This window comes from Bradyrhizobium sp. NBAIM03 (genome assembly GCF_020194055.1).
GTDB classification, from domain to species: Bacteria; Pseudomonadota; Alphaproteobacteria; order Rhizobiales; family Xanthobacteraceae; genus Bradyrhizobium; species Bradyrhizobium yuanmingense.
The window spans coordinates 7,501-20,061 of record NZ_JADYVS010000031.1; the positions used below are offsets into that span (position 1 = coordinate 7,501).

Annotated in this window: 13 protein-coding genes (1 of these 13 only partly in view); 4 read left to right on the forward strand and 9 right to left on the reverse strand. The window is 64.9% G+C overall.

Features of this window, described 5'->3' with window-relative positions; genetic code table 11:
• The 5 genes from dctP to I6F21_RS32065 form a co-directional block, all read right to left on the reverse strand.
• Positions 1 to 750, reverse strand: partial view of a TRAP transporter substrate-binding protein DctP gene (gene dctP, locus I6F21_RS32045; protein ID WP_035996972.1) — the 5' portion only. It extends 339 nt beyond the left edge of the window; 750 of the gene's 1,089 nt are visible here — the first part of the coding sequence; its start codon is at positions 748 to 750; the stop codon falls past the left edge of the window.
• A gap of 180 nt (positions 751 to 930) precedes the next feature.
• A complete protein-coding gene (locus I6F21_RS32050) occupies positions 931 to 2,244 on the reverse strand; it encodes a Gfo/Idh/MocA family oxidoreductase (RefSeq protein ID WP_109142262.1) in 1,314 nt (437 codons plus the stop codon).
• Between the two features lie 153 nt (positions 2,245 to 2,397).
• Positions 2,398 to 3,198 carry a phytanoyl-CoA dioxygenase family protein gene (locus I6F21_RS32055; RefSeq protein WP_225129019.1) on the reverse strand — a complete coding sequence of 267 codons (801 nt, stop codon included), beginning with the start codon at positions 3,196 to 3,198 and terminating at the stop codon, positions 2,398 to 2,400.
• A 148-nt stretch (positions 3,199 to 3,346) separates the two neighbouring features.
• Positions 3,347 to 4,024 carry a GntR family transcriptional regulator gene (locus I6F21_RS32060; protein WP_225183994.1) on the reverse strand — a complete coding sequence of 226 codons (678 nt, stop codon included), beginning with the start codon at positions 4,022 to 4,024 and terminating at the stop codon, positions 3,347 to 3,349.
• 140 nt (positions 4,025 to 4,164) lie between these two features.
• Entirely contained in the window at positions 4,165 to 5,064 is a 900-nt protein-coding gene (locus I6F21_RS32065; RefSeq protein ID WP_225183995.1) for a sigma-70 family RNA polymerase sigma factor, read from the reverse strand.
• 100 nt (positions 5,065 to 5,164) lie between these two features.
• Between I6F21_RS32065 and I6F21_RS32070 the strand changes: the two genes are divergently transcribed.
• On the forward strand, positions 5,165 to 5,620 hold the full coding sequence (locus tag I6F21_RS32070; protein WP_109145603.1) for a carboxymuconolactone decarboxylase family protein: 456 nt from the start codon (positions 5,165 to 5,167) through the stop codon (positions 5,618 to 5,620).
• 1 nt (position 5,621) lies between these two features.
• Here I6F21_RS32070 and I6F21_RS32075 read toward each other — a convergent pair whose 3' ends face one another.
• Complete coding sequence (locus tag I6F21_RS32075) at positions 5,622 to 6,434, reverse strand: alpha/beta hydrolase (protein WP_225183996.1); 813 nt, start codon at positions 6,432 to 6,434, stop codon at positions 5,622 to 5,624.
• Positions 6,435 to 6,436: 2 nt separating this feature from the next.
• The gene (locus I6F21_RS32080; protein ID WP_109142266.1) at positions 6,437 to 7,255 is read right to left on the reverse strand and encodes an alpha/beta hydrolase; all 819 of its coding nucleotides are present in this window, start codon (positions 7,253 to 7,255) and stop codon (positions 6,437 to 6,439) included.
• Between the two features lie 134 nt (positions 7,256 to 7,389).
• Here I6F21_RS32080 and I6F21_RS32085 point away from each other — a divergent pair, with 134 nt between their 5' ends.
• The gene (locus tag I6F21_RS32085) at positions 7,390 to 7,932 is read left to right on the forward strand and encodes a methylated-DNA--[protein]-cysteine S-methyltransferase (RefSeq protein ID WP_225183997.1); all 543 of its coding nucleotides are present in this window, start codon (positions 7,390 to 7,392) and stop codon (positions 7,930 to 7,932) included.
• Between the two features lie 128 nt (positions 7,933 to 8,060).
• Here the strand turns inward: I6F21_RS32085 and I6F21_RS32090 are convergent, their stop codons facing one another.
• Positions 8,061 to 9,605: an acyl-CoA synthetase gene (locus I6F21_RS32090; RefSeq protein WP_225183998.1), complete on the reverse strand. Its 1,545-nt coding sequence runs from the start codon at positions 9,603 to 9,605 to the stop codon at positions 8,061 to 8,063.
• Positions 9,606 to 9,723: 118 nt separating this feature from the next.
• Positions 9,724 to 10,896: an acetyl-CoA C-acetyltransferase gene (locus I6F21_RS32095; RefSeq protein WP_036020859.1), complete on the reverse strand. Its 1,173-nt coding sequence runs from the start codon at positions 10,894 to 10,896 to the stop codon at positions 9,724 to 9,726.
• A 231-nt stretch (positions 10,897 to 11,127) separates the two neighbouring features.
• Here I6F21_RS32095 and I6F21_RS32100 point away from each other — a divergent pair, with 231 nt between their 5' ends.
• A complete protein-coding gene (locus tag I6F21_RS32100) occupies positions 11,128 to 11,706 on the forward strand; it encodes a TetR family transcriptional regulator (protein WP_244608878.1) in 579 nt (192 codons plus the stop codon).
• Between the two features lie 55 nt (positions 11,707 to 11,761).
• Entirely contained in the window at positions 11,762 to 12,520 is a 759-nt protein-coding gene (locus I6F21_RS32105; protein ID WP_024337318.1) for an SDR family NAD(P)-dependent oxidoreductase, read from the forward strand.
• The last annotated feature ends 41 nt before the right edge of the window (positions 12,521 to 12,561 follow it).

The window sequence follows — 12,561 nt, forward strand, 5'->3', positions numbered from 1 at the left end:
GAGGTTCATGATGTTGTGGCCCTGGCCGGTGCCTTCCCACCAACCGGGATAGTAGTAGTACTTCGCCACCTTGACGAAGCCGAGCTTCTCGTCGTCATACGGACCGACCCACTCGGCAGCGTCGATCGTCCCTTTCTCCAGCGCGGGATAGATGTCGCCGGCCGCGATCTGTTGCGGCACGCCCCCGACCTTTGCGACAATGGTGCCGGCGAAGCCGCCAACCCGGAATTTCAGGCCCTTGAGATCATCGACGGTCTTGATCTCCTTGCGGAACCAGCCGCCCATCTGAGCCCCGGTCGAGCCGGTCGGCACGCCGATCGCGTTGTGCTCTTTCAAGAGATCATTGAGCATGTCCTGACCGCCGCCCCATATCAGCCAGGAAATGTGCTGACGCGTATTGAGGCCGAACGGCAGCGAGGTGCCGAAGGTGAATGCCGGATTCTTGCCCCAATAATAGTAGAGCGCGGTGTTGCCCATTTCGACGGTGCCGTTGGACACGGCATCGAGCACTTGCAGGCCCCCGACGATTTCGCCGGCCGCGAAGGGTTGGATCTGGAATCTGTTGTCGGTGATCTCCGCGACCCGCTTGCAGAAATACTCGCAGCCGCCGTAGAGCGTATCCAGTGATTTCGGCCAGCTCGCCGCCAGCCGCCATTTCACCTCGGGCATTGATTGTGCGACAGCCGGCGCTGCAATTGCGCTTGCGGCAAGGCCCAGTCCGCCTGCCTTCAGAAATTTACGACGTTCCATGCGTTTCCCTCCTGCGGTGTCGTGTCCTCGACGAGGGATCGCGGTCTTGACGCCGCTTCATCTTTCGCCGGTGGCCGACGTTTCTTGGTGTCCGAAATTCAATGTTCCCGGATCGCAGGCAGCATGACCAAAGGGGAACAGCAAATCAAGCTCGCTTTGGTTGTGCGCCTGCCAAGCCGATCAATGCTGCGGCGCGAACGCGGCTTCCATGGCCTTGCGCGCCTTCACCGTTTCGTTGCCCGGGTCGAATTCGACATCGCTCCAGCGTACCAACGTGCCATGGGCGACGTCGTGCTTAAGCTTGAGGCGATGTGCGAGCCCGATCGGCAGGGCCCCAGCCCTGAGGCTCGCGGCCGCCGGTATCAGCTTGCCCCATACCGTGTAGCCGCCTTCGCCGTCGAGCATCTCCCCGGCACGCAAGTTACGTTTGGCTACGGCGGCGACGTCGCCGCGAAAGCCGTAAGGCTGCCCGGTGGGCTCGCCCCGCAGCGCGGCCGACAGCACCGAGATGTTCAGCTCGAGCCCGATCAGATGGTAGGGCTTGTACATCGCGGCATAGCGTCCGCTCCCATCGGTCTTGAGGCCGTATTGCCTGAAGCAATCGGCGGCATAGTCGTTGGGCGCCTCCAGTACCACATAGACGCCCCAGCGCAGGTCGCGAAACACCGGCCGGCCGTCGCGCTCGAGCGAGGAGACGACTTCGACGACACCGGATCGCTCCAGCACACCGCCGCGCGAGCGCGGCCGCATGATGTGCGGCAGATCATCGACGCCGCACGGCGGAAACGCCAGGCCGTCCGCGGGCACGTCGAGGCCGCAGGCATTGGCGATCGCGGCCATCTCGATCGCCGATTTGGTGCCGTCGAGGAACGAGTTGAACATCTGCGGATTCATGCCGGCCGACTGCGCTTCGCCCGCGGTCAGGCCGTAATGCTGCCAGACACCGTCGGGCGTCACGTCGTGATAGGCCGGCAGGTACTTCGTGCCCTTGCCGGCGGCAATGACGTGAAATCCGGTGGCGCGGGCCCAATCGACCATCTCCGCCGTCAGCGCCGGCTGGTCGCCATAGGCGAGCGAATAGACCACGCCGGCTTTGCGCGCTTCGTCGGCGAGCAGCGGGCCCGCCAGCACGTCGGCCTCGACATTCACCATCACGATATGCTTGCCCGCCGCGATCGCGGCGCGCGCGTGGGCAATGCCGACGGCGGGATTGCCGGTCGCCTCTACCACCACGTCCATGGCGCCGCCGGCAATGGCGCGCGCGCCGTCATCGGTGAACACGGTCGCGGCGATGCGTTCGGCATCCCAGCCGACGGTCCGGCAGGCCTCGCGGGCCCGGTCGCGGTCGATGTCGACGATGATGGGCACCTCCAGCCCCGGCGTGTGCGGCACCTGTGCGAGGAACATCGAGCCGAACTTGCCGGCGCCGATCAGCGCGACACGGACGGGCTTGCCGGCGGATGCGCGGGCTTGCAGGAGGCGGAAGAGGTTCATGGGGGGTCCGAGATCGCTATGGCTGTCAGGTGACACTGTCAAACTTCGTCATTCCGGGGCGCGCGAAGCGCGAGCCCGGAATCCATTTCTCCACAAGCACTGCGGCCCGATGGATTCCGGGCTCGACGCTCCGCGTCGCCCCGGAATGACAGGTTACTCCGCCGCCTGCCGCGGTGCCCGTGCCAGCCGCAGCAGCGCGTCGTCGTCCACCGTCTTGATCGGCGTGAAATCGCGATGCGCGATGTAGTCCGGCCGGGTCGGTGTGCGGATATGGTTCGAGACCGCATTCAGCGTCAGGTACACGATCTTGCGCGGATAGGGCGTGATGTTGCCGCTGGAGCCGTGCACGAGATTGCCGTGGAACATCAGCATGCCGCCGGGCTTGCCGGTGGGCGCGACGATGCCGCCCTGCTTGACGAGGCGCGTCACCGTATCCTCGTCCAGCGTCCATAGCGGATAGGAGGTGGTGGCGAGATCGTGCGAAGCCTCGAGATCGCCGGCGTTCTGGCTGCGCGGCACCAGCATCAGGGGGCCGTTGATCGGCATCACCTCGTCGAGGAAGATCGCGATGTTCATCGCCCGCGGCTCCGGCATGCCGTCGTCGCGCTTCCAGGTGCCGTAGTCCTGGTGCCATTGCCAGACGTCGCCGGTGAAGGCCGATTTCGCGTTGATCTTGAACTGGTGCATGTAGACGGGCTCGCCGAACAATTGCTCGACCGGCTCGATCATGCGCGGATGCGCGCCGAGGATCGCGAACGCCTCGTTGTAGAGATGCGCGGCAAAGGCCGTGCGCGGCGCTCCGCTCTTCTCGCGCCAGACCTCGGGCCGGTTGGCGTCGTAGATTGCGACCGCCTCGCGCGCGAGCAGGTCGACCTCCTCCTGGGCGAACAGCTCGGGCAGGAACAGCCAGCCCTCGCGGTGGAAGAACTCCAATTGCTCCTGAGACAGTTTCATGGGTCGTCCTCCTTGGTTTTGTTTGTTTTTGTCATTCCGGGGCGCGACGAAGTCGCGAGCCCGGAATCCATTTTCCCCGCAGTCTCTGCCGCCCGATGGATTCCGGGCTCGATGCTTACGCATCGCCCCGGAATGACGGTGGCAATCGCTACGCCGCCGCCTCTTCCGTCGCCCGCAATCTCTCCTCGGTCATCCGTCCCGCCGTCTGCGCGTGCGCGAGCGCGGCGCGTTCGGCCGCTTTCGCGTTGCCGCCGAGAATGTGCGCGGCAATATCGGCATGCTCCGCCCAGGCGCTGGCGCGATAATCGAGCTCGGAGAGCACCGTCGCCATCGAGCGCCGCATGTGCGGCCATTGCGGCGCCATGGTCTCCTCGATCACAGGATTGCCGGCGAGCTGATAGATCGCGCGGTGAAAATCGACATCGAGGGTGATGAGCTCGGATAGCGTGGTGTTGCGGTCGCTGCGGCGCCCGGCGGCGAGCGCTGCCTCCAGTCGCGCGCGTCCCGCTGCGTCGCTGGCCGCGCGCTGAGCGGCAAGCCCGGCCGCCAGCGCGTCGATGGCGCCGCGCACCTCGTAGAGCTGGCGGATGCGCGCGGGATCGAGCTGCGTCACTTCAAAGCCGCGGCGGCCGCTCTCTGCGACCAGGCCCTGCCGGTGCAACAGATGCAGCGCATGCGACACCGGCTGGCGCGACACGCCGAGCCGGTCGGCGAGCTCGTTCTGCCGGATGCGCTGGCCGGGCTGAAGCGTGCGGTCGGAGATCGCCTCCAGGATCCGCGCATAGACCTGGTCGATCAGGTTCGGGAGCGGGTCGAGAGGGATCACGCCGGCAGCTCCAAGCCATCTCGGAATACGGAATTCCGTATTCGAACTTACGCTCGGCGAGGTGGAGCGTCAAGCCGTATCTCGGGCGATCCCAAGGGCTTCACGTCACCCGGGTAAGCTGTTGAATTTCCTGAGTCCGTCTACTGTGCATGGGGTTGTTTTCGCGACAACGGGTCCGGATCTGACCCATCCAGCACCTCCACCTCCATCGTGGCGATGTCGTCCGCATCGGCCACCGCCTCGATCGCCCCGATCCGCTCGCCCACGAACGTCACGCGCAGGGCAATGCGCAGCTGTCCGCCGAGGATGACGGCAGCACCCAACTCACCATCGACCAGCGCCGTGCGCGCCGTCCGGGCGCGGCCCTTGTAGAGCTGCGCGACAGCCTCGGCGCCGCGCACCTCCGCCAGCGAGCCGAGCCGCACCGCGGCCTGATCGGCGCGGAATACCACGTCGGGATCCAGCACCGCGAGTAGCCCTTCGAAATTGCCCTCGCGCGAGGCTTTAAGAAATGCATCGACGATCCTTCGCTGCTGCGTCAGATCCGTCTCGGGCACCGGTGCGCCCTGCACGCGCCGCCGGGCGCGGCTCGCCAGCTGCCGCGAGGCATCGACCGAACGGCCGACGATCGGCGCGATCTCCTCGAACGGAACGGCGAACATGTCGTGCAGCACGAAGGCGAGCCGCTCCGCGGGCTGCAGCGTTTCCAGCACGACCAGCAGTGCCGCGCCGACGGAATCGGCCATCTCCGCCTCTCGCTCGCGGGTGTCGTCGACCGGCTCGGGTACGTGCGGACCCATCGGATCCTCGCGACGCGACTTCCGGGCGCGCAGCATGTCGAGGCAGATGCGCGCCACGACCGTGGTCAGCCAGCCGCGCAAATTCGCGATGTCGGACAGGTCGTAGCGGCTGACCCGCAGCCACGCCTCCTGCACGGCATCGTCGACCTCGGCGCGGGAGCCCAGCATGCGGTAGGCGACCGCACGCAAATGGTCCCTGCTCGCCTCGAACTGTTCAGTCAGAAAATTCTCTCCAGTCATCGGTCACATTCCCTCGTCGCGATCCGTCATGCCCATGACGAAGCCAATCCGGCCGATGTGACCGGAACCTTCGAAATTCGACAGATGGAGACGCAACATGATGCACGCCCGCATGAAACACCCTGTCATGGTCCTGCCGGAGGCCATGAATGTCCTTCAGTCCCTCGGCAACCTGACAAAGCAGGGTCTGCCGGAAAGGCTCCTCGAACTGGTGCACCTGCGCGCCAGCCAGATCAATGGTTGCAGCGTGTGCGTCGATATGCACCCGAAGGTCGCCCGCAGACTGGGTGAGACCGACGAGCGCTTGTTCGCCGTATCCGCCTGGCGCGAGGCACCCTACTTCACCGACGCCGAGCGCGCCGCGCTGGCCCTGACCGAAGCCGTCACGCGCCTCGCCGATCGCGAGGATCCGGTGCCCGATGCGATCTGGAACGAAGCCGCCAAGCACTTCGACGAGCGCGAGCTCGCCACGCTGATCGTTGCGATCGCGACGATCAACGTCTGGAACCGCCTGAACGCGACGATCAAGATGCCGGTCGGCGTGTGGAAGGTGTGAGCTACTCCGTCAGGAATCTGCTCACCACCTCGCCGAACTCGAGCGGCGCCTGCTCGAACATCCAGTGGCCGGCGTTCGCGATCACTGCCGTCTCGGCGCCCGCGATGTGCGCGGCCAGCACGCGCCACATCACCGACAGGCTGCCGGTGGTGGCGCCGCCGCCGATCAGCAGCGTCGGCGTCCTGATCGCCTGCGCATCGCTGAGGGTGTAGGGCCGGCGCTGCTCGTTGATCTGGCCAAGGAAGGTGAGCGCGTTGTCGCGGAGTTGTTGCTTGGCCGCAGCCGGCACGCGCCGCCAGGAACCGTCGCCCTCGATGCCTTCGTAGAAATTCCGCACCGCGCCCTCGAGGTCGCCGCCGCGGATCATCTCGACCGATCGCGCCGTGCGGGCCGCCAGCGACGGATGCGCGGGCGTGCCTTCGGGCACAGGCAGGGATGGGTCGAGATCGCCGCCGGGCTCGGCCAGCACCAGCTTGTGCAACAGATCAGGCCGCGCCTGCGCCACGCGAAAGGCGATGTGTCCGCCGCGCGAATGGCCCATCAGGTCGACGGGGCCGGGCCTGACCTGCTCGATGAAGGCAATCGTATCGGCGACGTGCTGCGCCATCTTGTAGTCGTCGCCGACGGCGTCCCAATGCTCGGGAAAGAAGTGCCGCAGGCTGACCGCGATCACGCGATGGGATTTCGACAGCGGACCGAGCACGGAATACCAGGTGCGGAAGTCGCCGAGTGTGCCGTGCACGCAGACCAGTGGCGGGCCCTCACCGACCTCGAGATAGGCCATGTCGTAACCATCGACGCGGAAGCTTTGCATGGTCAGCTCGCCAGAAAATCCAAAACCACTTCGGAGAATTTCTGCGGCGCCTGCTCGAACATCGGATGCGTCGCGTTCGGGATGATCGCCGTCTTGGAATAGGGCACATGCGCGGCTAGCGCATGAAGCACCTTCGGCAAGAGGCCCTTTGTCCGCGCGCCCAGGATGAACAGCGTCGGCATCTTGATCGCCTCCGCATCCGCCTTCGAGAACGGCGGGCGGCTGTCGCGGACCTGGCCGATCAGCGTAAAGGCATTGTCGCGCAGGTTCTGCTTCACCATCGCGGGCAATCGCGGCCAGGTGCCTGGGCCTTCCAGCGTGTCAACGAAGACGGCGAGCCCGCCGTCGACATCGCCGGCCGCGATCTTCTCGGCCGAGGCCGTGAAGCGCGCCAGCAGCGGCGAGGGGCCGCCGACGTAGTCCGGATCAAGGCTCGCATCGAGCTCGCCCCCGGGCTCGGCCAGGATCAGCCGTCGCAAGAGATCGGGCCGCTGCTGCGCCACGCGGAAGCAGATATGCCCGCCGCGGGAATGGCCCATTAGGTCGACCGGCCCGAGATCGAGCTTGTCGATGAAGGCGATGACGTCCTCGACATGCTGGGCGATCGAATAGGTCTCACCGACGCCGTCCCAGCGCTCCGGGAAGAAGTGCCGCAGGCTGACGGCGATCACTCGGTGCCGCTGCGTCAGCGGCCCCAGCACGCAGCCCCAGACGCGGAAGTCATTCAGCGATCCATGCACGCAGACCAGAGGCGGACGGCCCCTGTCTTCGCCCACGTCGAGATAGGGCATGTCGTAACCGTTGACGTGGAGGCTCTGCATGATGGACTCGGGAGAGGATTGGAACGCCTGTGCAAGATTCCCGGAAACCGGGTGGATCGCAACTATTTCCAAGCCTAGATTTGGCACGACATCAAAGTGGGGGCCTGCAACGGAAGCAAGCCAGGAACCTAGACATGACCGACCAACATTTTGCCCTGTTCGACACAAGGATCGGCCTGTGCGCCATCGCCTGGAGCCCGCGGGGCATCAATGGCACGCAATTGCCGATGGGCGGCGAGCAGAAGATCCGCACCCGCATCAGCCAGCGTCATGCCGACGCCGTTGAGGCCGAGCCGACCGCCGAGGTGCAACAGGCGATCGATCGCATGACAAAACTGCTCGCCGGCGAGCCGGATGATCTCACCGACATTCCGCTCGACCTCGACGGCGTGCCCGAGTTCAATCGCAGCGTCTACGACATCGCCCGGGCGATTCCGCCGGGTAAGACCATCACCTATGGCGACATCGCAAAACAGCTCGGCGGCGTCCAGCTGTCTCGCGACGTCGGCCAGGCGCTCGGCCGCAACCCGTGCCCGATCGTCGTGCCCTGCCATCGCGTGCTCGCCGCGGGCAACAAGCCCGGCGGCTTCTCGGCGAATGGCGGCGTGGTCACGAAGCTGAAGATGCTGGAGATCGAAGGCGCGCTGGTGAACCACACGCCGAGCTTGTTCGATTGAAGATACCAAAGCTTGCTCGGCGTCATGGCCGGGCTTGACCCGGGCATCCACGTGTTCCTTTGCGGTACAAAGAACGTGGATGCCCGGGACAAGCCCGGGCATGACGGTGTTGAGAGCGGCCGCTCGCCCTAAGTCTTCGTCGCCGTCTTCGGCCAATACCGATCGCGCAAATGCCGCTTCACCAGCTTGCCGGTCGGCGTGCGCGGCAGCTCGGCTTCGAAATCGACCGAGCGCGGGCACTTGATGGCGGAGAGGCGGCTCTTGCAATAGGCGATCAAATCGGCTTCCAGCGCCTTGCCGGCGCGGCTCATGTCGTGGGGCTGCACCACCGCCTTGACCTCTTCGCCCATCTCCTCGTTCGGCACGCCGAACACCGCGACGTCGGCGACCTCAGGGTGGGTGATCAGCACGTCCTCGGTCTCCTGCGGATAGATGTTCACGCCGCCGGAGATGATCATGTAGGACTTGCGGTCGGTGAGATAGAGGAAGCCGTCCTTGTCGAGATAACCGACATCGCCGAGCGTCGACCATCCCTTGGCGTTGTAGGCTTTCTTCGTCTTCTCGGGGTCGTTGTGATAGGTGAAGGCGGGCGCATCGGCGAAATAGACGGTACCGATCTCGCCGACCGGCTGCTCCTCATCGTTCTCGTCGAGAATCTTGATCTTGCCGACCACGGCGCGGCCGACGCTGCCGCGGTGCTCCAGCCATTGCTGCGAGTTGCAGACGGTGACGCCGTTGCCTTCCGAGCCGGCGTAATACTCGATCAGGATCGGCCCCCACCATTCGATCATCTTGGCCTTGACGTCGATGGGGCAGGGCGCGGCGGCGTGGATCGCGCCCTTCAGGGTGGAGACGTCGTACCTCGTGCGCACCTCGTCCGGCAGCTTCAGCATGCGCACGAACATGGTCGGCACCAGCTGCGATTGCGTCACCTTGTACTTCTCGACCAGCTTCAGGAACTCTTCGGCGTCGAAATGCTCCATGATGATGGAGGTGCCGCCGAGCACGATCGCCATCATGTTGAAGCGCAGGGGTGCCGCATGATAGAGCGGCGCCGGCGACAGATAGGTGCTCTCCGCATTCATGCCGCACATGTCGGCGCAGAGCACGCGGAGGAAGGCGTTCGGCACGTCGATCCTGTTGCCTTCGAAAGCCTTCTTGATTCCCTTAGGGCGCCCGGTGGTGCCCGACGAATACAGCATGTCGTAGCCGGCGACCTCGTCGGCGATCGGCGTCGTCGGCTGCGCGGCGGCTTCCTTGTCGTAGGAGCGGAAGCCGGGCAGCGGGTCGTCCATCATGTAGAAGATCGGCTCACCGGGCGCGCCCTTGATCAGGCCCTTGATCTGGTCGGCGCATTTCGGCGTCGTGATCACGACCTTGGCGCCGCAATCGGCGATGATGTAATCGATCTCGTCCTGCTTCAGGTAGCGGCTGATCGCGGTGTAATAGAGCCCGCTGCGCTGTGCCGCCCAGCACAGCTCCATGAAGGCGAGGCGGTTCTCCATCAACAGCGCAATGTGGTCGCCGGCCTTGAGGCCAAGCGAGCGGAACAGATGCGCGCCCTGGTTCGAGAGCTCGTCGAGCTCGCGATAGGTGATCGCCTTGCCGGTCCCGGCCATCTGGTAGGCGATCTTGTCGGGCGTCGTCTTGGCGTGGATACAGGGGTGGGTCATGGCGTTTCCTCAAAACGTGAAATGGCGAGTAGCGAGTGGCGAATAGGGAAGAAGGGCAAACCGCTCTTCGCCTACTCACCATTCGCTACTCGCCACTCGCTACTCGCTTTTGTTTTTCTTACAGCCGCTCCACGATCGTCACATTGGCCATGCCGCCGCCTTCGCACATGGTCTGCAGGCCATAGCGCTTGCCCCGCTGGTGCAGCGCGTGGACCAGCGTCGTCATCAGCTTGGTGCCGGAGCCGCCGAGCGGATGGCCGAGCGCGATGGCGCCGCCGTTGACGTTGAGACGCTCCGGGTCGGCGCCGGTGGTCTTCAGCCAGGCGGTCGGCACCGAGGCGAAGGCCTCGTTGACCTCGAACAGGTCGATGTCGCCGATCTTCATGCCGGCCTTCTCCAGCGCGCGCTTGGTGGCGTGCAGGGGAGCATCGAGCATGATCACGGGATCGCCGCCCGTCATGGTCATGTGATGGATGCGGGCGAGCGGCTTGACGCCGAGCTGCTTCAGGCCCTTCTCGTTCACCACCATGACGCCGGAGGCGCCGTCGCAGATCTGGCTGGCGCTGGCCGCGGTGAGCTTGCCGTTCTCGGCGATCAGCTTGACGCCCTTGATGCCGTCGAGCGTGACATCGAAGCGAATGCCTTCGTCGATGTGGTGAGTGTCCTTGCTGCCGTCGGCGCGGGTGATGTCGAGCGGCACGATCTCCTTCTTGAAGTGACCTGCTTGCGTCGCCGCGATCGCGCGCTGATGGCTCTGGTAAGAATATTCGTCGAGCTCATCCTTGGAGAGGCCGTACTTCTCTGCCATCATCTCGGCGCCGGTGAACTGGCTGAACACGATATTCGGATACTTCTTCTCGATGCCCGGGCTCTTGTAATTGCCAAAGCCATTCTTGGCCGGAAGCTGCGACGACAGGCCCATCGGCACCCGCGTCATCGACTCCACCCCGGCCGCGATCACGACGTCCATCGCACCCGACATCACCGCCTGCGCGGCGAAGTGCAGCGCTTGCTGCGAGGAGCCGCACTGACGATCAATCGAGGTGCCTGGCACACTCTCCGGAAGCTTCGAGGCCATGATCGCGTTGCGCGCGACATTGTTGGACTGTTCGCCGACCTGCATCACGCAGCCCATGATCACGTCCTCGACCTGGGCCGGATCGACCTTGGTGCGGTCGACCAGCTCGTCCAGCACCTTCGCGGCGAGATCGGCCGGATGCCAGCCGGCGAGGCGGCCCCCCTTGCGCCCGCCGGCGGTGCGCGCAGCGGCGACGATGTAAGCCTCGGCCATGTCGGTCTCTCCCTGAATTCTTTATTGGGTGGGTTGTCGGGCGATTTAAGGGTCGGACCATCGTTTAGTCAATCGATCAATTAACTCTTGTGATGAGGCGCTGCTTGCGCTTATCTGCGCCCCGCTTCCAGCGGCCAAACAGGGATCTCCGTGGCGACCAGCGTACCGAACAGGCTCCCCAGCGGGAAAAATTCCACGGCAGAGAAATTGCTGGTGGCCGCGAGCGAGCTGATGATCGAACGCTCCTCGATCGAGATCTCGCTGTCCGATATTGCGCAGAAGTCGGGCGCCAACGCGGCCCTGGTCAAATATCACTTCGGCAACAAGGACGGCCTGCTGCTGGCGCTGCTGGCGCGGGATGCCGCGACCGAGATGACCAATCTCGAATATCTGCTGGCACAGCCGATCACGTCGACAGCGAAGCTGAAGCTGCACATCGCCGGCATCATCCGTGCCTATCACCGGTTCCCCTACATGAACCGGCTGATCCACTATCTCTTGCACGAAACCAGCGCGAGCTCTGCCGACGAAGTCTCGAAATTCTTCGTTGCCCCGCTGCTGGACTTCCACCGCCGCCTGCTGGCGGAAGGCGTCAGCCGCGGCGAATTCCGCCCGACTGATCCGGTACTGTTCTACACCAGCCTGATCGGTGCCTGCGATCACCTGTTCTTCGGCCGGCACGCGATGTCCCGCGCCACCGGCGTCGGCCCGGTCACTGACGATGTCTGCCGGCAATACATCAAGCACATGGAAACGCTGATCTGCGGCGGCATCCTCACGCAAGCCGGGGAAGCCGCTGCGGCCGGATAGTCCGGCCGACACGTGACAAGTCTAGAGAAGAAACGCTCAAGGAAAGGTACAAGCGATGCAATTAAAAGACGTAGCCGTTCTCATCACCGGCGGCGGCTCGGGCCTTGGTGCCGCGACCGCCCGCGCCATGGCCGCCAAGGGCGCCAAGATCGGCGTGATCGATCAGAGCAAGGAAAACGCCGAGAAGGTGGCCGCCGAAGTGAAGGGCGTCGCGCTGCACGCCGACGTCACCAGCGAGGAGCAGATCAAGGCAGCGATCGCCAAGGCGGAAGCCGCACACGGCGTCGCCCGCGTGCTGATGAACTGCGCCGGCATCGGCGGCTCGCAGCGCATCGTCGGCCGCGACGGTGTCTATCCGCTCGAAAAGTTCGCACGCATCATCAACGTCAATCTGATCGGCACCTTCAACTGCCTGCGGCTGTTCGCCGAGCGCCTGGTTACTGCGGAGCCGATCGGCGAAGAGCGCGGCGTCATCATCAACACGGCCTCGGTTGCCGCCTACGAAGGCCAGATCGGCCAGATCGCTTATTCGGCCTCGAAGGGTGGCGTCGTCGGCCTGACGCTGCCGGCCGCGCGCGATCTCGCCAGCCAGAAGATCCGCGTCAACACCATTGCGCCCGGCCTGTTCTTCACGCCGCTGCTGATGGGCCTGAACGAAGAGGCCCGCAAGAGCCTGGGCGCCCAGGTGCCGCATCCCTCGCGTCTCGGCGATGCCAACGAATACGGCATGCTCGCGGTGCACATCGTCGAGAACCCGATGCTGAACGGCGAGACCATCCGCCTCGACGGCGCGATCAGGATGGCGCCGAGGTAGGTGCTTTCTTCCTTCTCCCCTTGTGGGAGAAGGTGGCATAG

What these genes read in the sequence shown, in the direction of transcription:
- I6F21_RS32050 (WP_109142262.1), bottom strand. Translation starts at nt 2,244, where the DNA reads ATGAACCTCTTCCGCCTCCTGCAAGCCCGCGCATCCGCCGGCAAGCCC.
- I6F21_RS32055 (WP_225129019.1), bottom strand. Translation starts at nt 3,198, where the DNA reads ATGAAACTGTCTCAGGAGCAATTGGAGTTCTTCCACCGCGAGGGCTGG.
- I6F21_RS32065 (WP_225183995.1), bottom strand. Translation starts at nt 5,064, where the DNA reads ATGACTGGAGAGAATTTTCTGACTGAACAGTTCGAGGCGAGCAGGGAC.
- I6F21_RS32070 (WP_109145603.1), top strand. Translation starts at nt 5,165, where the DNA reads ATGCACGCCCGCATGAAACACCCTGTCATGGTCCTGCCGGAGGCCATG.
- I6F21_RS32075 (WP_225183996.1), bottom strand. Translation starts at nt 6,434, where the DNA reads ATGCAAAGCTTCCGCGTCGATGGTTACGACATGGCCTATCTCGAGGTC.
- I6F21_RS32080 (WP_109142266.1), bottom strand. Translation starts at nt 7,255, where the DNA reads ATGCAGAGCCTCCACGTCAACGGTTACGACATGCCCTATCTCGACGTG.
- I6F21_RS32085 (WP_225183997.1), top strand. Translation starts at nt 7,390, where the DNA reads ATGACCGACCAACATTTTGCCCTGTTCGACACAAGGATCGGCCTGTGC.
- I6F21_RS32090 (WP_225183998.1), bottom strand. Translation starts at nt 9,605, where the DNA reads ATGACCCACCCCTGTATCCACGCCAAGACGACGCCCGACAAGATCGCC.
- I6F21_RS32095 (WP_036020859.1), bottom strand. Translation starts at nt 10,896, where the DNA reads ATGGCCGAGGCTTACATCGTCGCCGCTGCGCGCACCGCCGGCGGGCGC.
- I6F21_RS32100 (WP_244608878.1), top strand. Translation starts at nt 11,128, where the DNA reads ATGATCGAACGCTCCTCGATCGAGATCTCGCTGTCCGATATTGCGCAG.
- I6F21_RS32105 (WP_024337318.1), top strand. Translation starts at nt 11,762, where the DNA reads ATGCAATTAAAAGACGTAGCCGTTCTCATCACCGGCGGCGGCTCGGGC.